Annotated in this window: 15 protein-coding genes, 4 tRNA genes and 1 pseudogene; 9 read left to right on the top strand and 11 right to left on the bottom strand. The window is 70.7% G+C overall.

The features are described 5' to 3' along the window. Nucleotides 1-165 precede the first annotated feature (165 nt). The 5 genes from thrS to QM611_RS07625 all read right to left on the bottom strand — a co-directional run bounded on the left by thrS (nt 166) and on the right by QM611_RS07625 (nt 3,318). Complete coding sequence (gene thrS / locus QM611_RS07645) at nt 166-2,103, bottom strand: threonine--tRNA ligase (protein ID WP_415079351.1); 1,938 nt, start codon at nt 2,101-2,103, stop codon at nt 166-168. A 111-nt stretch (nt 2,104-2,214) separates the two neighbouring features. Then, nucleotides 2,215-2,724 carry a glycine cleavage system protein R gene (locus QM611_RS07640; RefSeq protein ID WP_415079308.1) on the bottom strand — a complete coding sequence of 170 codons (510 nt, stop codon included), beginning with the start codon at nt 2,722-2,724 and terminating at the stop codon, nt 2,215-2,217. A 292-nt stretch (nt 2,725-3,016) separates the two neighbouring features. Next, nucleotides 3,017-3,088, bottom strand: a tRNA-Val gene (locus QM611_RS07635). Nucleotides 3,089-3,116: 28 nt separating this feature from the next. Further along, nucleotides 3,117-3,190, bottom strand: a tRNA-Cys gene (locus tag QM611_RS07630). Between the two features lie 55 nt (nt 3,191-3,245). Then, nucleotides 3,246-3,318: transfer RNA gene (locus QM611_RS07625), tRNA-Gly, on the bottom strand. Between the two features lie 142 nt (nt 3,319-3,460). Here QM611_RS07625 and QM611_RS07620 point away from each other — a divergent pair. Then, a tRNA-Val gene (locus QM611_RS07620) sits at nt 3,461-3,536 on the top strand. 155 nt (nt 3,537-3,691) lie between these two features. On the opposite strand, the gene QM611_RS07615 is transcribed toward QM611_RS07620, so the two are convergent. From QM611_RS07615 to QM611_RS07605, 3 genes and pseudogenes are all read right to left on the bottom strand, one after another. Continuing rightward, a complete protein-coding gene (locus QM611_RS07615; RefSeq protein ID WP_415079307.1) occupies nt 3,692-3,976 on the bottom strand; it encodes a hypothetical protein in 285 nt (94 codons plus the stop codon). A gap of 45 nt (nt 3,977-4,021) precedes the next feature. Continuing rightward, nucleotides 4,022-4,282 (bottom strand): annotated as a pseudogene (locus tag QM611_RS07610) (alpha/beta fold hydrolase); the annotation flags it as partial. A 355-nt stretch (nt 4,283-4,637) separates the two neighbouring features. Further along, entirely contained in the window at nt 4,638-5,201 is a 564-nt protein-coding gene (locus tag QM611_RS07605) for a TetR/AcrR family transcriptional regulator (RefSeq protein ID WP_415079306.1), read from the bottom strand. Nucleotides 5,202-5,297: 96 nt separating this feature from the next. Here QM611_RS07605 and QM611_RS07600 point away from each other — a divergent pair, with 96 nt between their 5' ends. Then, entirely contained in the window at nt 5,298-6,032 is a 735-nt protein-coding gene (locus QM611_RS07600; RefSeq protein WP_415079305.1) for an SDR family oxidoreductase, read from the top strand. 185 nt (nt 6,033-6,217) lie between these two features. Here QM611_RS07600 and QM611_RS07595 read toward each other — a convergent pair whose 3' ends face one another. Together QM611_RS07595 and QM611_RS07590 are read right to left on the bottom strand one after the other, a co-directional pair. Then, nucleotides 6,218-7,291: an ABC transporter substrate-binding protein gene (locus tag QM611_RS07595; protein ID WP_415079304.1), complete on the bottom strand. Its 1,074-nt coding sequence runs from the start codon at nt 7,289-7,291 to the stop codon at nt 6,218-6,220. Nucleotides 7,292-7,455: 164 nt separating this feature from the next. Next, nucleotides 7,456-8,247: a helix-turn-helix domain-containing protein gene (locus QM611_RS07590; RefSeq protein WP_415079303.1), complete on the bottom strand. Its 792-nt coding sequence runs from the start codon at nt 8,245-8,247 to the stop codon at nt 7,456-7,458. A 195-nt stretch (nt 8,248-8,442) separates the two neighbouring features. Here QM611_RS07590 and QM611_RS07585 point away from each other — a divergent pair, with 195 nt between their 5' ends. The 7 genes from QM611_RS07585 to QM611_RS07555 all read left to right on the top strand — a co-directional run bounded on the left by QM611_RS07585 (nt 8,443) and on the right by QM611_RS07555 (nt 17,840). Further along, nucleotides 8,443-9,498 (top strand): ABC transporter substrate-binding protein, encoded by a 1,056-nt coding sequence (locus tag QM611_RS07585; protein WP_415079302.1) that lies wholly within the window; start codon nt 8,443-8,445, stop codon nt 9,496-9,498. A gap of 116 nt (nt 9,499-9,614) precedes the next feature. Continuing rightward, complete coding sequence (locus QM611_RS07580; protein WP_415079301.1) at nt 9,615-10,553, top strand: FecCD family ABC transporter permease; 939 nt, start codon at nt 9,615-9,617, stop codon at nt 10,551-10,553. Then, nucleotides 10,550-11,644 carry a FecCD family ABC transporter permease gene (locus QM611_RS07575; protein ID WP_415079300.1) on the top strand — a complete coding sequence of 365 codons (1,095 nt, stop codon included), beginning with the start codon at nt 10,550-10,552 and terminating at the stop codon, nt 11,642-11,644. Before QM611_RS07580 ends, QM611_RS07575 begins: the two co-directional genes overlap by 4 nt. Further along, on the top strand, nt 11,641-12,504 hold the full coding sequence (locus QM611_RS07570) for an ABC transporter ATP-binding protein (RefSeq protein ID WP_415079299.1): 864 nt from the start codon (nt 11,641-11,643) through the stop codon (nt 12,502-12,504). The genes QM611_RS07575 and QM611_RS07570 overlap by 4 nt, the downstream gene beginning before the upstream one ends. Nucleotides 12,505-12,511: 7 nt before the next feature. Continuing rightward, nucleotides 12,512-14,380, top strand: coding sequence for an SIP domain-containing protein (locus QM611_RS07565; RefSeq protein ID WP_415079298.1), 1,869 nt, complete (start codon nt 12,512-12,514; stop codon nt 14,378-14,380). Continuing rightward, complete coding sequence (locus QM611_RS07560; protein WP_415079297.1) at nt 14,377-16,101, top strand: ABC transporter ATP-binding protein; 1,725 nt, start codon at nt 14,377-14,379, stop codon at nt 16,099-16,101. Before QM611_RS07565 ends, QM611_RS07560 begins: the two co-directional genes overlap by 4 nt. After that, the gene (locus tag QM611_RS07555) at nt 16,098-17,840 is read left to right on the top strand and encodes an ABC transporter ATP-binding protein (RefSeq protein ID WP_415079296.1); all 1,743 of its coding nucleotides are present in this window, start codon (nt 16,098-16,100) and stop codon (nt 17,838-17,840) included. The genes QM611_RS07560 and QM611_RS07555 overlap by 4 nt, the downstream gene beginning before the upstream one ends. Before the next feature lie 24 nt (nt 17,841-17,864). Here QM611_RS07555 and QM611_RS07550 read toward each other — a convergent pair whose 3' ends face one another. Continuing rightward, nucleotides 17,865-18,374 (bottom strand): type II toxin-antitoxin system PemK/MazF family toxin, encoded by a 510-nt coding sequence (locus tag QM611_RS07550; protein ID WP_415079295.1) that lies wholly within the window; start codon nt 18,372-18,374, stop codon nt 17,865-17,867. Nucleotides 18,375-18,384: the final 10 nt, after the last annotated feature.

Below are 18,384 nucleotides of genomic sequence, written 5' to 3'. Positions count from 1 at the left end.
GGCTCAGGGACCGGGTCGGCAGGCTCAGGGACCGGGTCGGCAGGCTCAGGGACCGGGTCGGCAGGCTCAGGGACCGGGTCGGCAGGCTCAGGGACCGCTTCGACAGGCTCAGGGACCGGGTCGCCGGGTTTCGTCTCGCTGCGCTCGCTCAACGACCGAGATCCTTCACGCGAAGTCCGCGGCGGAGTTGACGAGGGCGTGCGACGCGATGGCTTCGGCGATGCGGCGCACCGCGACATCCACCGGCACTCCGTTTTCTTGCGACCCGTCGCGGAAGCGGAACGACACGGCGCCGGCCGCGCGGTCCTGCTCCCCCGCGATCAGCAGCAGCGGCGTCTTCTGCGTCGTGTGGGTGCGGATCTTCTTCTGCATCCGGTCGTCGCTGTGGTCGACCTCGGCCCGCACTCCGAGCGCGCGCAACTGTGCGATCACGTCGTCGAGGTAGTCGGCGTACTCCTCCGCGACCGGGATCCCGACGACCTGCACGGGCGACAGCCACACCGGGAACGCGCCCGCGTAGTGCTCCAGCAGGATGGCGAAGAACCGCTCGGCGGAGCCGAACAGCGCGCGGTGGATCATCACCGGGCGGTGCTTCTCGCCGTCGGGCCCCGTGTACTCCAGCTCGAACCGCTCCGGCAGGTTGAAGTCCAGCTGCACGGTCGACAGCTGCCACGTGCGGCCGAGCGCGTCCTTGGTCTTGAGGTCGATCTTGGGGCCGTAGAAGGCGGCCTCGCCGGCGACCTCGGTGAGTTTGAGACCGGATGCCTGGGCCACCCGCCGCAGCGCGTCCGTCGCCGCCTCCCAGTGCTCCTCGTCGCCGATCCACTTCTCCTTCTCGTCGTCGCGCATCGACAGCTCGAGCTCGAACTCGGTGAGGCCGAAGTCGCGCAGCATCGACAGCACGAAATCGAGCACGCGGCCCGCTTCATCCTCGAGCTGCTCGGGCGTGACGAACAGGTGGGAGTCGTCTTGGGTGAACCCGCGCACGCGCGTGAGGCCGTGCAGCGCGCCGGACAGCTCGTAGCGGTACACGGTGCCGTTCTCGTACAGCCGCATGGGCAGGTCGCGGTACGACCGCGCGCGCTCGCGGTAGATGAGGATGTGCATCGGGCAGTTCATCGGCTTGAGGTAGTAGTCGATGCCCTGTTTCGTGACGGCGCCGTGCTCGTCGCGCTCCTCGTCGAGGTGGATGGGCGGGAACATGCCCTCCTTGTACGTGACCAGGTGGTTCGACTCGACGAACAGGTCGCGCTTGGTGATGTGCGGCGTGTACACGTAGGTGTAGCCGCCCTCGCGGTGCCGCTTCAGCGCGTGCTGCTCCATCTCCTGGCGGATGATCCCGCCTTTGGGGTGCCACACCGACAGGCCCGAGCCGATCTCGTCGGGGAACGAGAACAGGTCGAGTTCCTTGCCGAGCTTGCGATGGTCGCGCTTGGCGGCTTCCTCGATGCGGTGCTGATGGGCGCGCAGCTCGTCTTTGGTCGGCCAGGCCGTGCCGTAGATGCGCTGCAGCTGCGGGTTCTTCTCGCTCCCCCGCCAGTACGCCCCGGCGACGCGCTGCAGCGCCCAGCCGTTGCCGATCATGCGCGTGTTCGGCAGGTGCGGTCCGCGGCACAGGTCGCGCCAGACCACCTCGCCGTCGCGGCGCACGTTGTCGTAGACGGTCAGCTCGCCGGCGCCGATCTCGGCGCTCGCGCCTTCGGCGACGTCGGCGCCCGATCCCGGCCCGCCGGCGAGGCCGATGAGCTCGAGCTTGAAGGGCTCCGCGGCGAGCTCGGCGCGCGCCTCGTCCTCGGTCACGACACGGCGCACGAAGCGCTGCCCCTCGCGGACGATGCGCTGCATCTCCTTGTCGATGGCCTTCAGGTCGTCGGGCGTGAAAGGCTGTGCGACCCCGAAGTCGTAGTAGAAGCCATCGGTGATCGGCGGGCCGATGCCGAGGTTCGCCTGCGGGTGGAGCCGCTGGACCGCTTGCGCCAGCACGTGGGCGGCGGAGTGCCGCAGGATGCTGAGGCCGTCCGGGCTGTCGATGGCGACGGGCTCCACGGCATCCGTCTCCTCCACCGTCGTGGCGAGGTCTTTGAGGTCGCCGTTGACGCGCATGGCAACCACGGAGCGATCGGGGAACAGAGTGAAGCCGTCGACGGGAGATGACACCCGTCAAGGCTATCGCCCGGCCCCGCGTGCGCGATCCACGCGGATGGGCCGCGCTGCTCACACGACGGTCAGATCCACCTGGATCTCGCCGGCAAGCCGCTCCAGCTCCGCGGTCGCGGCGGCGAGGTCGGCGCCGTCCGCGACGCGCACGCTGACCGTCGCCTCGAACAGCGTGCCGCCAGACATCGGGGCGTCGAGCGTGCGGCTGGTGAAGCTGCCGATGCTCAGGCTGCCCCGCGACAACGCCGTCGTGATGTCTCGGACGATGCCCGGATGGTCATTGCCCAGCACCGTGAACACGAACGCGTCACCTGTCGCCGGCTCGGCATCGCTGGCGCCTTCATGCGGGGTCACCGTGAGGAGCCCGTCGAGGTGGTGCAGGTCGTCGTGGAGCGCTTCGAGCCGGTCGTCCGGAACGGAGACGAGCACGATGCCCGCGAACGCGCCGGCGAGCTCGGCGAGCTCGCTGCGCTCCCAGTTGCCGCCGTGTGCGGCCACGGTGTCGGCGAGCGCCTGGACGAGACCGGCGCGGTCGGCGCCGACCACGGTGAGCACGAGCTTCGCCATACGAGCGAGCCTAGTCCGCGCGCCGCGCCCGGGCCTCGCGCGACACAAACCCGCACTCGCGCCAGTGTTCGCGACTGCTGCGCGCTTCGCGCTGCACAAACCCGCACTCGCGCACGCGAGTCGCAGGCGCGCGTGCGCGTATCTGTAGCGCGGGCGCAGCGCCGACGCGAGAGTGTGGGATCGCTACGCGGATCGCCCCAGGCGGCACACGACGAAACGCGGTTCGGGAAGTCACAGGTCAATGTCTCTGCCTGGAACGCGAAAACCCCGGCTAATCCGGGGTTCTCTGGTGTGGGCGTTACTGGGATCGAACCAGTGACCTCTTCCGTGTCAGGGAAGCGCGCTACCGCTGCGCCAAACGCCCGAGTGCTGCTTCCGGTCGGGACCGGGAGTGGAGGTGGCGACGGGATTCGAACCCGTGTAAACGGCTTTGCAGGCCGGTGCCTAGCCTCTCGGCCACGCCACCGTGTGTGGTTCGAACCACGTGTCGTGATCACTCCGAAGAATGAACCCCGCACTCGAGCGGATGACGAGACTCGAACTCGCGACCCTCACCTTGGCAAGGTGATGCGCTACCAACTGCGCTACATCCGCGTGCTCCCACCGGGAACCTCATTGACTTTAGCCGATCGTCGCCGCCGCGCCAAACGCGCGGCAACGTGTGTCGCGCACGCGACGGTTCGTGGCATCCGGCGGCATCGGGTAGCATCGGTACCCGGCGCCCTCGGGGGCCGACGGGCGATTGGCGCAGTTGGTAGCGCGCTTCCTTCACACGGAAGAGGTCATCAGTTCGAGTCTGGTATCGCCCACCAAGAAGAACCTCCGGTCAGGCCGGGGGTTCTTCGTTTTCACCGCTTTTGGTCATTGCTTGCCGAGGCGGAGAACCACCCCGGAGTCACCTCCACGGGCACGACCGGGGCGGTAGGAAAAGCTGAGCAGCCGAACGTCGCTCTGCGCGGAGCTGCGTTCAGTCGCGAAGGGATCGCACCCACTCGATGATCGCGGTTGCGAGTCCGTCTCGATCGCGTACCCAGGTGAAGTGTGGGCCGGGCTTGGCCGTCGCTCGTGACGGAGTGTAACTCGTACGCGTGATGCGGGCGCGAGGCACCTTCGCCAGCAGCGCGTCTGTCGCCGTGCGGGGCGCGAGCACGTCTCCAGCCACGTCGATCGCAAGCAGTTCGCCGCGGTAGTCCGCGATGGCGACTTCGTAGTCGAACGTGCCGCTCCCGGCGGCGTATTGTCCGGTCCTCACGACACGAGACCAGTCGCGGACCACAGCCTCCGGCTGCCGCCCGCCGAAACCGAGTCGATCACCCGGCCAGTGCCCCAGCGCCCGCGCTGCCCCGCCGATCGCCTGCGAACCGAGAAGATAGCTCCAACGCCGGACGCCAGGGAACGCCCGATGCCAGGCCGACCCGCTCGCTGCCAGCACGACGGGTAATTCTGGGGAGAACCTCCCTGCGGCGATGAGACCGAGTTGACCGCCGAGGCTGTGTCCGACGATCGCCGCGTTCGCGTGCGGCAGGTGCTCGCGGAGCGCGGTGAAGACGGCGGGCAGGCGAGCGTGTCGTAGTAGCGAGCAGGCACACCCATCGCAGGAAGGAGCACGAGCACGACATCCGCGTGAGGTGACCCATGCAACTCAAACGACCACAGTCCAGCCGAGTCGGAGACGCTGACGATCAGCTCATCCCCGTGCGCGGACACGGGGCGTTCCACCACCGTCACGCGCCGACCACCCATAGCGTTAGCCTGCCAGGCCGCGGCGCGATCCTTGCGCTACAAGCCGACGCCGCGCCCGGTCGGCGCGGGTATCCGCGACGCGTTGCTGCGGGCGACACCGGCCCCGCTCATCGGGCACACCACGCAGCGAATCCAGCGGTGGACGGCACCGGAGGAGGCGGCAGTCGGCCTCAGCGCGGCGCGTTCGTGGGGAGTCCGCCGAGGTAGGCGCTCACAACGCGGACGGCATTGACCGGCGCGGCTCTGGCTGTTCGGTACATCAACAGCGCGTCGATGAGGCCCACGAGGTCGGGCGCATGCGTGCCAGGGTCGGCCACGTCGATCGCGCGCAGCAGCCGTTCGGCCTCGGCGGTCAACGGCGCCCGCACCGCGGCGCGGGCGGTGAGCGCATCGCGCAGCTCGTCGTCGTCGCGTAGCTCGAACATCAGGGCGAAGCGCGCCGCCTGCGCGTCCTCGCGCGCGGCCATGTGGTCGAGGACGCCCACAACCGCGCGCACGGCCTCGGCGCGAGTGAGCGCGGCCGGGATGCTCACGCCGTCGAGGTCGGCCTGGGAGCCCTCGGACAGCCGGCCTGCGACCAGGGCGATCAGGTCGCGGCGGGTGCGCGCGTAGTAGGAGGTGGAGCCACGGGGAAGGCCGGCCTCCGCATCGACTGCGAGGTGGGTGAGCGCGTGGACGCCGCTGCGCGCGATCAGCCGCACGCCCGCGTCGGCGATGAGGTCGCGTCGTCCCACGTCGTCCTCTCGACTACTTGCCCTCTACGATCTGAGAGCCTCTATGATCGTAGAGCTTATTGGATGGTGAGTGGTGAGTGGAGAGTGGAGAGTGCGATGCGGGTAGCGGTCCTGGGCGGCGGAGCGTCGGGCAGGGCGATCCAACGGGCGCTCACCGAGCGCGGCGCGACGGCCGAGCTGTTCTCCCGCACCACCGGGTTCGACGTGCTCACCGACGACGCGGCGGCGCGGCTGGGCGACGCGGAGGTGATTGTGGAGGCCACCGGCCGATTCGCCATCAGCCGCAGAGCCGCGACCGACTTCTTCACCCGCTCGACCCGCGCCGTCGCCAGAGCCGCCCGCACCTCGGGCGCGCGCCACGTCCTGCTGTCGATCGTGAACGCCGACCTGCCCCAGGTGCAGGGCTACGGCTACCTCGCCGGGAAGACCGCGCAGGAGCGGGTCGCCCGACAGGAAAGCCCGGAGCTGACGATCGTGCGCTCGACGCAATGGTTCGAGTTCGCCGCGCAGAACCTCGACCGGATGAAGCTCGGGCCGGTCGCGCTCGTCCCCGCCATGACGATCCAGCCCGTCGCGCTCGACGCCGTGGCCGACGTGATCGCCGAGGCCGCGACCGGCACCCGCGGCGGCGCGCTCCACGAGGTCGCCGGCCCCGAGGCCACGACGCTGTGGGACATGACCGCGCAACTCCCCGACAAGCGCGTCACCCCGATCCCGCTACGAATCCCCAGCCGCTACGGACAAGCCTTCCGCGACGGAACGCTCCTGCCCGCAGCCGGCATAGAAGTAGTCGGACCCCGCTACGCGGAATGGCTGGACGCCCGCACCTGAACGGACGCCCTCGCGCGGTTGCTGGCTATCCCTGCCACGGCCGACGTCTCTGCTCCTGGGCGGCGCGGAACCACCGCCGCAGCGCGGCGGCGGTGACGAGCAGGATCACCGCGAACAGGGTGTGGTCACGACCCCGAACAAGGGATTGCCGCCGATGGTGACGTCGTGGGCGCCGCGCCGCGCGATCAGTCAGCCAGCACGGCATCCAGCGCGGGAGCGATATGCGACGCGGCCCACGTCGCCGACAGCGGGCCGCTGCGAGCCAGCGCCCAGGAAACGTTCCCGTCGCTCTCGACTCCGTCGATGATGAAGGAGGTGCCGAGGTTCTCGATGAGGATCAGGTGACCGTCCTGCACCGCGCTGAGGTTCTGGAACAGCGGCTGGTCTGTGAGGGATGCGGAGTCGCCGTCGGAGTTGTCGGACACCACGAGGATGTCCGCATCGATCTTCGACAGCAACTCGTCGCTCACCGTCTGCCGATAGTCGAACTTCTCGGCGAGCGGGTTCGGCGCAAAGCCCATCCGCTCGAACACCCAGCTCGCCGGTCCGTCCGCTGAAGAGTGATACTCGAGACCGTCCTCCTGCCCGTAGTACACGACATACGTCGCGGTCAGACCGTCCAGCTCGGGGTGCTCTTCGCGGAAGTCAGTGAAGAATTGCTCCTCGGTGGCGAGCGCCGCCTGGGCAGCGTCCTGGAGGTCGAGCGCCTCGCCGACGCGAAGGATGTTCTCCTCCCAGTCCGCGGCGACGCTCCCCTCGCTCACACCCGCCTCGGTGGCGCCGAGGACCGGGGCGATCGCAGTGAGCTTGTCGTAGACGTCCGTCAGGTCGGTGCCCAGCACGATGATCAGATCGGGCTCGGCGGCGGCGATCGACTCGAGCGGGAACTCCTCGTCACCGGTGGTGAACCGCAGCGGGATCTCCTGCGTCAGGTTCTCCTCGATGAAGGCGTCCGTCGTCCACTCGCTCGCGATCACCGGAGTGCCGCCGAGTGCGACGACGATCTCGACGTCGTCCTGCGAACCGGTGATCGTCGCGATGCGCTCCGGCCGCTCGGTCAGCTCGGACGTGCCCCATGGCGTCGCCAGTGTCAGCGGGTAGGTCGTCTTGCCTTCCGCGGCGGGCAGCAGAGCGGACTCCGAGGCGGCAGGGGTGCTCTCCGACGGCCCGTCGCTCCCGGTGCACGCCGTCAGCATGAGCACGCCGGCGAGTGCGAAGGCGCCGAGGGCGCCCCGATGCGAGGAGATGGTTCTGGGCATGGGACTCCTTGAGCTCGCGCCGAACAGGCTTCGTGCGGAACGGAGACACACGCATCCCGCACCATTGGCTTAAATAAGGCCAGCCTACCCTAACATGGTGCAACGGAGCCAGCATCCCCCGCTCGCAACCCGACGGATGACGGCCGCGGACAGCCGCCGAATCGCTATCGTTGCGTTGAGTAGAGGGCAGAGTACTCCGTCGGCGTGATGCCGAATCGGCTCTTGAACACGCGCCGAAAGGCATTGACGTTCGAGTACCCGACGCGTCTCGCCACCGCCGGCAACGATGCGCTCGAGCGCAGCAGCAGGGCGGCGGCATCCATGCGGTTTCGGATGCGCCAGTCGCGCAGACACAGACCCGTCTCGGCGAGGAAGACCCGCTCAAGGGTGCGCCGCGAGGTGTGCGCCGCACGCGCCAACTCGTCGATGGACCGTTCGTCTCCGGGATTGGAGCGGAGGGCCTCGGCGACCAGCCGTGCCGCCCTCGAGACGGGCAGCGGAAGCGCCGTCACTGCGGCGGGCCTACCTTCGATCAGAGCGAACAGCTGCCGCGTGATGTTCGCCTGGGGCTGGATGATGCTGGTGCTCGACTGCAGATAGGCCAGCAGGAGCGTGCGCAGAGCGCGGTCCACGGAGATGAGTGTCGGCCCGCGCAGGGTCGTGGCTGTGGCGTCGCAGTCGAAGAACAACGGGATCAGCACCGAGTTCGCGCGCACCGTCAGGGCGTGCCGCACTTCCGCCGGCACCCACAGCGCGTGGGCGACCGGAAGGAACACGGCGACGCCGTCGAGCAGGAGATCCGTGCCGCCACCGCGCACCTGCCAGAGCAGCACGTGGTGGTCGTCGTGCACCCGCTCGGGGATCTCCACAGGCGGCAGGCTCAGTCGCAACGCCTCGAAGTCGTCAGCCACCTCTGCCGGGGGGCTTGCCAGGACCGGATCGCCGAGGGTGTTCATCGACCGATTCCCCTCCTCGCCGTGCTTCGGCGCTCGCACTGTCGCTTTCTGCGCACACGTTGGCGCAAACGGTGCGCCAGACAAGCTTAGCCTGGCCTAACCTTGGGGAATACTGGACTCGCGAGGCGCAGCCGCACGCTCGCGAGTCACGTGCCGCAGCCACCACGCAGCCTCCGTCTCAGAGAGAAGATCAGCATGCCCCGATCCGTTCGCCCGTCCCGATCGACGAGCGTTGTCGCCGCCCTGCTCGCCGCGGGCCTCGCCCTCACCGGCTGCTCGACGGATGCCGCACCGGCGCCGACGGCCTCGGCTGCCGACAGCCTGCTGCCGGCAGCCGAGGGATCGACGTCGTATCCGTTGACGCTGGAGACCTCCTACGGCAAGACGGTGCTCGAGGAGCGGCCCGAGCGCATCGCCGTGATCGGCGGCCTCGGCGACCAGGAGTCGGTGCTCGCGCTGGGCATCACCCCCGTCGTGGGCTCCGATAACGTCGCCTACCCGTGGACGGCCGGCACCGGTCTCGCTGAGATCGAGACGTTCGTCGACCCGTGGGCCGACGCCTTCGACATCGAGGCGGTGGCCGCCGCAGAGCCCGACCTGATCGTGGCGAGCACCTACGGCAACCTCGAGGACGACTTCGAGAAGCTCTCCGAGATCGCGCCGGTGCTCGCCGTCGAGGCGACCGGCGACTACTCCTGGGACTGGCGGGAGCTGGTCAGCGCGGTCGGTGACGCGACGGACCTGTCCGCCCTGGCCGACGAGGAGATCGCGGCGACCGAGAGCGCCACCACCGACGCCGCCGCCGCGCACCCCGAGTACGCCGGCCACACGGTGTCGATCATCATCAACCGCGGCCAGGAGTCCGGCATCGAGTTCGTCAACGTCGCCGGCTCCCCCGCCGAGGACCTGTTGAGCGAACTGGGCTTTGCCGAGCACCCGAATGTGGACAAGCTCAGCAGCTTCGAATATGGCGAAGTGAGCCTGGAGAACATCGGACTTGTCGACGCCGACGCACTCCTGGTCGCCCGGCACGGCGGCGACGGCACGATCGAGGACGCCACCGAGTGGCTGGAGGGGAACGCCCTCTACCAGAAGCTCTCCGCGGTCCAAAACGGCAAGGTCGCCTACCTCGACCCGAGTGAGGAAACCGGCGTGCTCGATCTCGCCTGGGCCTTCAGCTACCCGAATGTCCTCTCCAACCGCTGGACGGTCACCGAGCTGACGACAGCGTTCGAAGGGCTCTTCGACTGACCGAGACAGGGCTCGCGCCATCGGCGCCGGAGACCACGCGGGGCCGCCAGAGCGCGGCCCCGCGCGGTCGGCGTGCGCTCGCGCTGGTCGCCATCCTTGCCTCGCTCGTCCTCGCGATGCTCGCCAGCCTCGCCTTCGGCGCGAACCCGCTCAGCGTCGAGGCGGTGTGGGAGGGGCTCTGGCACCCGGACGACTCGGATGCCTCCATCATCGTGTGGACGCTGCGGCTCCCGCGCACGATCGTCGGCGTCGTGGTGGGGGCGGCGTTCGGCGTCGCGGGCGCGCTGATCCAGGCGCTGACGCGCAACCCGCTGGCCGACCCCGGCATCCTCGGCGTGAATGCGGGCGCGGGGTTCGCGATCACCCTCGGGGTCGGTCTGTTCGGGCTGTCCGGCATCACCGGCTACATCTGGTTCGCGTTCCTGGGCGCCGCAGCAGCCACGATCCTCGTCTACGTCATCGGGACGGTGGGCCGCGGCACGGTCAGCCCCGTCACTCTCGTTCTGGCGGGCGTCGCGCTCGGTGCTGTGCTGAACGGGTTCAGCACCTTCCTCACGCTCATCGACAAGTACACCTTCGAGTCGGTGCGCGACTGGGGCGTCGGCACGATCGCCCGCACCTCGCTCGACGATGCCGCGTCGGTGCTGCCGTTCCTGCTGATCGGCCTGGCTATCGCAGCGGCGCTGTCCGGACCGCTGAACGCGATCGCCCTGGGCGACGAGCTGGCGGCCTCGCTCGGGACGAACGTGATGCGCACTCGCGTGCTCGGGATCATCGCCGTCACCCTTCTCGCCGGCGGAGCGACCGCCCTCACGGGCGGGATCGCATTCGTCGGGCTCATGGTCCCCCACATCGTGCGCTGGTTCACCGGGCCCGATCAGCGCTGGATCATCGCCTACTCCACGCTGGCGGCGCCGGTGCTCGTGCTCGTCGCCGACGTGATCGGACGAGTGATCGCCCGGCCAGGGGAGATCGAAGTGGGGATCGTGACCGCGGTGATCGGTGCACCGGTGCTCATCGCCCTGGTGCGCACCCACAAGGCGAGCAGTCTGTGACCGGGGGGTCGTTGACGTCGAGCCGGCGTCGCATCGATTTCGGCTATGCGAGCTGCACGCTGCGGACGCGCTGGCTCTCCGCACACCTCGCGACACGCCTGCTGTGGGTCTCCGCGGCCTGCTTCGCCAGCGCGGTCGTCGCGGCGGTCGTCGCGATCACCCTGGGAGACTATCCGCTGGCCCTCGATCAGGTGATCACGGTGCTCGCCGGGGGCGGAGAGTCCTTCCACCGGATGATCGTCCTCGAGTGGCGCATGCCGGTCGCTGTGTCCGCCGTCTTCTTCGGCGCGCTGCTTGGCCTCGGCGGAGCGATCTTCCAGTCGCTGACGCGCAACCCCCTGGGCTCGCCCGACGTGATCGGGTTCGACGCCGGCTCCTACACGGCCGTCGTCATCGCCATCCTCATGTTCCACTCGAGCAGCTACTGGTTTCTCGCCACCGCGGCGCTGATCGGGGGGCTCGCGACCGCCTTCGTCGTGTACGTGCTCGCGTATCGGCGCGGCGTACAGGGGTTCCGGCTCGTCATCATCGGCATCGGCGTCTCCGCCATGCTCGGCTCGATCGACTCGTACCTCATCACCCGCGCCGACATCGACGACGCCATGACCGTGGGTTTCTGGGGCGCCGGATCCATCGGCCGCGTCACGTGGAGCTCGATGGGCTCGTCCCTGCTCATCGGAGCCCTGGTCATCCTGGCCGCAACGGCGCTCGCGCCCGCTCTGCGAAGACTCGAGCTCGGCGACGACGCCGCGACGAACCTCGGCACGAGGACAACACAGGCCCGCCTCGGCCTCATGATCGTCGGCGTCGCGACGACCGCGCTGGTCACGGCGGCCGCTGGCCCGATCGGCTTCATCGCCCTCGCCGCCCCGCAGCTCGCGCGGCGACTCACCCGCTCTCCCGGAGTGAGCCTGCTCGCCTCCGCTGCGATGGGCGCAGCGCTCCTCGCGCTGGCGCACCTGCTGTCGCTGCTCATCGCGCAGGTCTTCCGTTCGATCCCGGTCGGCCTGGTCACCGTGTGCCTGGGCGGCCTGTACCTGATGTGGCTGCTGATCCGCGAAGCCCGCACACCATACGGAGCCACCCGATGACCGTCACCCCACCGGAGAAGACCGTGACCACACCGGCATCCCGCGTCGCCGCGGAGGACGCCACCATCGGCTACGAGAAGCGCATCGTCTCGCGCGGCCTTTCCACCGCGATTCCCGACGGGTCGTTCACCGCGATCATCGGACCGAACGGATGCGGCAAGTCCACGCTGCTGCGCGCGCTCGCCCGCGTGCTCTCCCCCACCGAGGGACAGGTGCTGCTCGACGGCAAGGCGATTGGCTCCTATCGCTCGAAGGAGGTCGCTCGCCGGCTCGGGCTGCTGCCGCAGAGCTCGCTCGCTCCCGACGGCATCCGCGTCGCCGATCTCGTTTCCCGCGGCCGCGCCCCGTACCAGGGGCTGTTCCAGCAGTGGCGCGCCTCCGACGAGAACGCCGTCGCGCGGGCGTTGGAGACGACCCGCCTGACCGACCTCTCCGGCCAGGTCGTGGACGAGCTGTCCGGCGGTCAGCGTCAGCGGGTGTGGGTGGCCATGCTGCTGGCGCAAGACACCCCGATCATGCTGCTGGACGAGCCGACGACGTTCCTGGACATCGCCCACCAGTATGAGCTGATGGAGCTGTTCCGCACCTTCCACGAGGCGGGAAAGACCATCGTCGCCGTCCTGCACGACCTCAATCAGGCCGCCCGCTATGCCGACCACCTCATCGTCATGAAGGACGGCGACATCGTCACGACGGGACGTCCGCAGGAGGTCATCACTGCCGGGCTGATCGAGGAGGTCTTCGGACTCGGCGCGCTCGTCGTGCCCGACCCGGTCACTGGAACCCCCATCGTCGTCCCCCTCGACCCGCGCGCACCGGGTCCTGTCGATCCGTCCCCGAGCACCACCGACAAGGAGTGAGCCCCGCATGGCCCGCAGCCTTCGCCCCCTCAGCGTCTACCCGATCACGACCCGCACGCTCGACGTGCTCCGCGTCGCCGACGTCACCCCCGGAATGCGTCGAGTGACCCTCGGCGGCGCGGGACTGGCCGCGCACGTCGCCGCCAATGGCTACCCCGTCGCGGCCTTCCGCTCCGACGGGTTCGACGACGAGGGAAAGCTGATCCTCCCGCATCCCGACTTCCCCGACGCCGCAGGGCCTACGCAAGCCGACGGCGTGCTGAACTGGCCGCGCGGCGACGAGCGCCCGCTGGTGCGCACCTACACCGTGCGCCGGTGGGATCCCGTTGCGGGCGAGGTCGACCTCGACTTCGTGAGACACGGCGTGGGCCCCGCCACGACGTGGGCCTACCGCGTGCAGCCGGGCGAGCGCGTGCAATGGGCCGGCCCGAAGATGTCGGCACCGCATCCGGTCGGGGTGGACTGGACCCTCGTCGCCGGCGACGAGACCGCGTTGCCGGCCATCGGGCGATGGCTGGAGGAGTGGCCCGACGGCGCGCGCGGGCAGGTGTTCGTCGAGGTCGCCGAAGCCTCGCACCGGCAGCTCGGCCTGCCGGCGCCGGACGGGGTCGAGTTGACCTGGCTCACCCGTGACGGCGCTGAGCCGGGCACGACGACGCTGCTGTTCGACGCGATCCGCGGCGCGCAGTGGTGGGACGGGACGGTGTTCGCCTGGGTCGCCGGGGAGAGCGCCACTCTGACTCCCATCCGACGCTGGCTGCGGGGCGAGAAGGGCCTGCCGAAAGAGCAGGTCGAGGTCACGGGCTATTGGCGGCGCCAGGAGGTCGTCGTCGACGAGTCAGGCGCACTCGATCTGGACGCCACCGAAGACGAGAGCGGCGCGTTCCACGAGCTCAGCGAACTGGCCCCCGGGTTCGCGCTGCGCGTGGCCGCCACGATCGGGCTCGGCGCCGCGCTCGGCGCCGACACTCGCTCCGTGGCGGACCTGGCGGCCGCCACGGCGACGGATCCCGTGGGCCTCGGCAAGCTGTTGCGCTACCTCGCGGCCCTCGGCGTCACACAGTCCACCGACAGAGGGTTCCGGTTGACGGCTCTCGGCAGCGAGCTGGAAGACGACGACCTCGCCGCGGCTCTCGACCTCGGCGGCATCCACGCGCAGCGCGAGCTGGGCGGCCTGCTCGCCCTGCTCGCCGCCGTGCGCACCGGGCGCGGCGACCACGCGCGCTGGTTCGGGGCAGACTGGCGCGAGCGCAGTCAGAGCGACCTGCCGCTGCTCGCGGCGCGCGTCGAAGACGAAGCCGAGGTTGCCGACGACGTGGCGGGCGCCCTGGCATCCGCACCCGTCTTCGACGGACTCGGCGCGGTGACCGTGATCGGCCCGGGCGCGTCGACCTACGCTGTCGCGCTGGCCGACGCGCACACCGCGCTGCGCGCGACGGTGCTCGCGCCGCCATCGGAACTGTCCGCGCTGCGGGCGCTGTCCGGCGAGCCAGAGCGCGTCGTCTACACGCCCGGGAGCCCGCTTGCCCGGTTGAGCGACCCGGCGGATGCCGTGCTGTTCACCGGCGGGCTGCAGGCGCTCCCCGACCTCGACGCTGTGCACGTGCTGCGCGAGGCAGCGGCGAGCCTCAACCCAGGCGGGCGCGTGCTCGTCTTCGGCACGGTTCTCGAGGAGGAACTGGCCGACGAGCACAACTACGAGGACGACATCATCGACTTCGCGCTGACCGGCGGCGGGGCCCGCAGCGACGCGGAGCACGCGGCGCTGTTCGCCGCCGCAGGCCTGGACACGCGGGAGCGCACGACGATCGGCTGGGGGCTCACCCTCTATTCGCTGGCTCGCACAGCATGCCTTCCCACGCTCACAGGCAGGTGACGGTGACGCACGAGGCGCTGGGCCGGACGTGGTTCGGCATCCGCCTGCCGATGCTCCTGCAGGCACCGGCAGAGCCGCGCTCGTCAGCCCCGATCCGGCACGAGGGAGCGTCGGCGGCGAGACTCGCCGTGCGGGTGGTCTTCGCCGCCCGCCGGTTCACGCTGCCGGCCGGACTGCTGCTCGCGGTGAGCATGACCGGCGAGGCGCTCGTGCCGGTCATTGTCGGCGCCGCGATCGACCAGGCGATCGCCACCGGCGACCTCGGCCGGCTGCTGTGGTGGCTGGGCGTGCTCGCGGTCGACTTCGCGGTGTTCTCCCTCGCATTCCGATTCGGCTCTCGGCTCGGGATCTACGGGATGCAGCAGGTGCAGCATCGCCTCCGCACCACCGTCACCGACCGCCTACTGCATCCGGCAGGATCGGCGCACGGCCAGCCGGACGGCGCGGCGCTGTCTATTGCGACGAGCGATGTGTCACGGCTCGCGGCGAGCATGCAGCTCGGCGTCTACCCGGTCGGCGAGCTGGCTGCGATCGTGTTCTGCGCGGTGTGGCTGCACGCGCTCTCGCCCTGGCTGGGTGTCGCGGTGTTGGCGGGGTCGGCGACTCTGCTGGTGGTGCTGTTCGCCGCCGGCGGCCCTTTGCAGCGTCGGTCGCTTGCGCAGCAAGAGCTCGCCGGCGACGCCGTGGGACAGGCCGCCGACCTGCTCGCCGGGTACCGCGTGATCAAGGGGCTGCGCGCCGAGCGGGAGGCCGCACGCCGGTACCGTGAGGCCAGCCGCGCCGCGCTGCGAGGAACGCTGCGGGCCAAGACCGCGCACGGCGTCTTCCTCGCCGGCACCGACGCGCTGACCGGGCTGTTCACCGCCGCGTTGACGGTGCTCGCGGGGTTCCTCGCGCTGAGCGGGCAGCTCGGCATCGGCGGGCTGATCGCGTCGGTGGGGCTGATCCAGTTCCTGGTCGGCCCGCTCACGATGATGCCGACGAACGTCGGAGCGATCTGGGCCATCGGGGTCGCCTCCTCTCGGCGAGTGTTGAGCGTGCTCAACGCGGCGGTCGCGCAGGAGACCGCGGACCCCGCCGACCGGGGCGGCAGCGATGGCGTGCCGCCGGTGGTCGAAGCGGTGCTGCCGCCGCTGGCGCTCCGGGTCGAGCCGGGCGAGCTCGTGGGCGTTGTGGCAGACCAGGCCACGGCGGAGCGGCTGGTGCGGCTGCTTTCGGGTCGGTGCGGGCTCGACGAGGCGGGGCACGCGCTGCTCGACGGCGCCCCGGTGATCGCGCTCGGGGTTGAGCGATGGCGGTCCCGAGTGCTCGTCGCCCCGCACCGGGCGGAGCTGTTCGACGGGACCGTCGCGTGGAACCTCGCCACTCCCGGCGCCGACCCCGCCCGCATCCCGGGGGCGCTGGACGCGGCCGCGTGCGCGGACATCGTGGACGTGCTCCCGCACGGCCTGGACACTCCGGTCGGCGAGGGCGGAATGCGCCTGTCGGGCGGCCAGCGCCAGCGCATCGCGCTGGCCCGCGCGTACGCGGCGCACCCGCCCGTGCTGGTGCTGCACGAGCCGACCACCTCCGTCGACGCCGCCACCGAGCACGCCATCGCCGCCCGGATACGGGGAGTGCGGGGCGGGCGCACGACGATCCTCGTGACCAGCTCGCCGGCGCTGCTGGGCGTGTGCGAGCGGGTCGTGACGCTCCGCGCGGACGCGGCGGGGGCCGCGTGAGTGCCACGGCTCGCGGCGGTCTGCCGATCGCGAGCGGCCGGCAGACCTTGGCCGTCGTCGGGCGGCTGCTCGCCCGTCGACCCTGGCAGCTCGTCCTCGTGGTGCTCGTGCTGCTGGCCGGCGCCGTCGCGGGGCTGGCGACTCCGTGGGCGCTCGGGCTGCTCGTCGACCTCGTCGGCGGCGGCAGCGCGACCGGCGCCGCGGTGTGGGAGCTGGCCGCGGTGATCCTCGCCGCCACGATCGTCGCCGCGGGCGCGACCGGGGCGGGGGTCGTGCTCGCTGCCCGCCTGTTCGAGACGATGCTCGCGCACGTGCGGGAGGAGTTCATTGATCGCGCGCTCTCGCTGCGCCAGGGTTCCGTGGAGCGGGCCGGAACGGGTGATCTGGTCTCCCGCGCCAGCGACGACGTCGCCCAGATCTCCGACGCGATCCCGCAGCTCGTTCCCGCACTGACCTCGGCGCTGTTCACCCTCGCCGTCACGATCGGGGGGATGGCGGTGCTCGATGGACGCTTCGCGGTCGCCCTGCTGGTGACGATCCCGGTGTACGCGCTGACGGTGCGCTGGTACTTGGCCACGGCCCCGTCTGTCTACGCCGCCGAGCGCGTCGCGGCCGCGACGCGGGCGCACCATGTGCTCGCCGCGTTGCGCGGCCTGGACACCGTGCTCGCCTATCGGCTCTCCGGCGCGTTCTCGGCGCGGATCGCCGCTGCGTCCTGGGATGTCGTAAGGTGGGCGCTGCGAGCGCGCGTGGTGCAGAACATGCTCGCCGGCCGACTGGCCGTCGCCGAGTACCTGGGCCTGGCTGCCCTCCTTGCGACCGGGTTCTGGCTCGTGGACGCCGACCTCGCCACGATCGGCCAGGCGACGACTGCCGTGCTGTTGCTGCTGCAGGTGTTCGCCCCCATTGGGGAACTCATGTTCGTCATGGACGACGCCCAGGCGGCCGCGGCATCCCTCGGCCGGATCGTTGGCGTGAGCATGGGTCGGCCCGCGGACGCCTCGTCGCCCGCGAGCCCGTCGCCGCCCGCAACCGGCGGCCCACTCGCGTCGGCGCGAGGCGTCACCTTTGCGTACCACGACGCTCGGCCCGTGCTGCACGAGCTCGACCTGCACGTGTGCCCCGGGGAGAAGGTCGCCCTCGTCGGCGCCTCGGGCGCCGGCAAGACCACCATCGCCGCACTCCTGGCCGGCATCCACGAGCCAGCCGTCGGCACGGTCATCCGTCCTGAGCGGACCCTGCTGGTGTCGCAGGAGACGCACGTGTTCGACGGAACCCTCGCGGACAACCTGCGCCTCGCCTGTCCACAGGCGCCAGAGGCCGAGCTGGCCGATGCGCTCGCGCGCGTGCACGCGAGCGGGCTGCTGCGCTCTCTGCCAGACGGGCTCGCCACCCGCGTCGGGCACGCCGGACACCCGCTCACCGCCGCGCAGGCGCAACTGGTCGCGCTCGCGCGGCTGCTGCTGGCTGAGCCGGAGCTCGCCATCCTGGACGAAGCCACCGCAGAGGCCGACAGCGCCGACGCCGGGCTGCTCGATCGCGCCGCGCAAGCGGCCATCGCCGGGCGCGCCGCGCTGGTGGTCGCGCACCGTCTCTCCCAGGCCGCCGCGTGCGACCGCATCCTGGTCATCGACAGCGGCCGTGTCATCGAGCACGGCACCCACGCGCAGCTGGTGGCCGCCGGCGGGGCGTACGCGCGACTGTGGACAGCGTGGCACGCGGGGCGGGCGCCCGGCTGATGTCAGGGCCGCGGTGTCGCGGGCTCAGTTGCCGGCATTCCATCCGTAGCGCGCGCGCAGCGCGGCGGCGACACGCACGAAACGGTCGACGTCGAGAGCGCATGCCTCGCGCCGCATGCCTCGCGCGTGGACGCTGTAGAGCTGCTCGATGTCGACCCACGACGGGCGGCCTTCCGAGTCCCATGCGCCAGACCCGATCGACAGGTAGTCGCGGTCGCCGTCGTGCGCTTTGCTGGTCAACCGCACCGCGTAGACCCGGTCGGCGCCCGCTGTCGCGATGACGAGCACCGGCCGGTCCTTGCCTCGGCCGTCGTTCTCCTCGTACGGCACCCAGGTCCACACGATCTCGCCGGCGTCCGGGTCGCCGTCTGGCTGTGGCGCGTACGCGATGCGCAATGCGCCGGGAGCCGGCGGCGGAACCCGCACGGTGCGGGTGTCGTCGGGCTCACTGCCATCCCGCTCCCCCGCCGTGACGCGGCGCTGCGCCGGCCGGAAGAGGCTTGCGAGCGTGCCAATGAGACTTCGGGATGCCACGCCCCCACCC

It is taken from the genome of Microbacterium sp. (assembly GCF_047606685.1).
Lineage (GTDB): Bacteria > Actinomycetota > Actinomycetes > Actinomycetales > Microbacteriaceae > Microbacterium.
The sequence above is the reverse complement of the archived record's forward strand: the minus strand, read 5'-3'. Positions and strand labels throughout refer to the sequence as shown.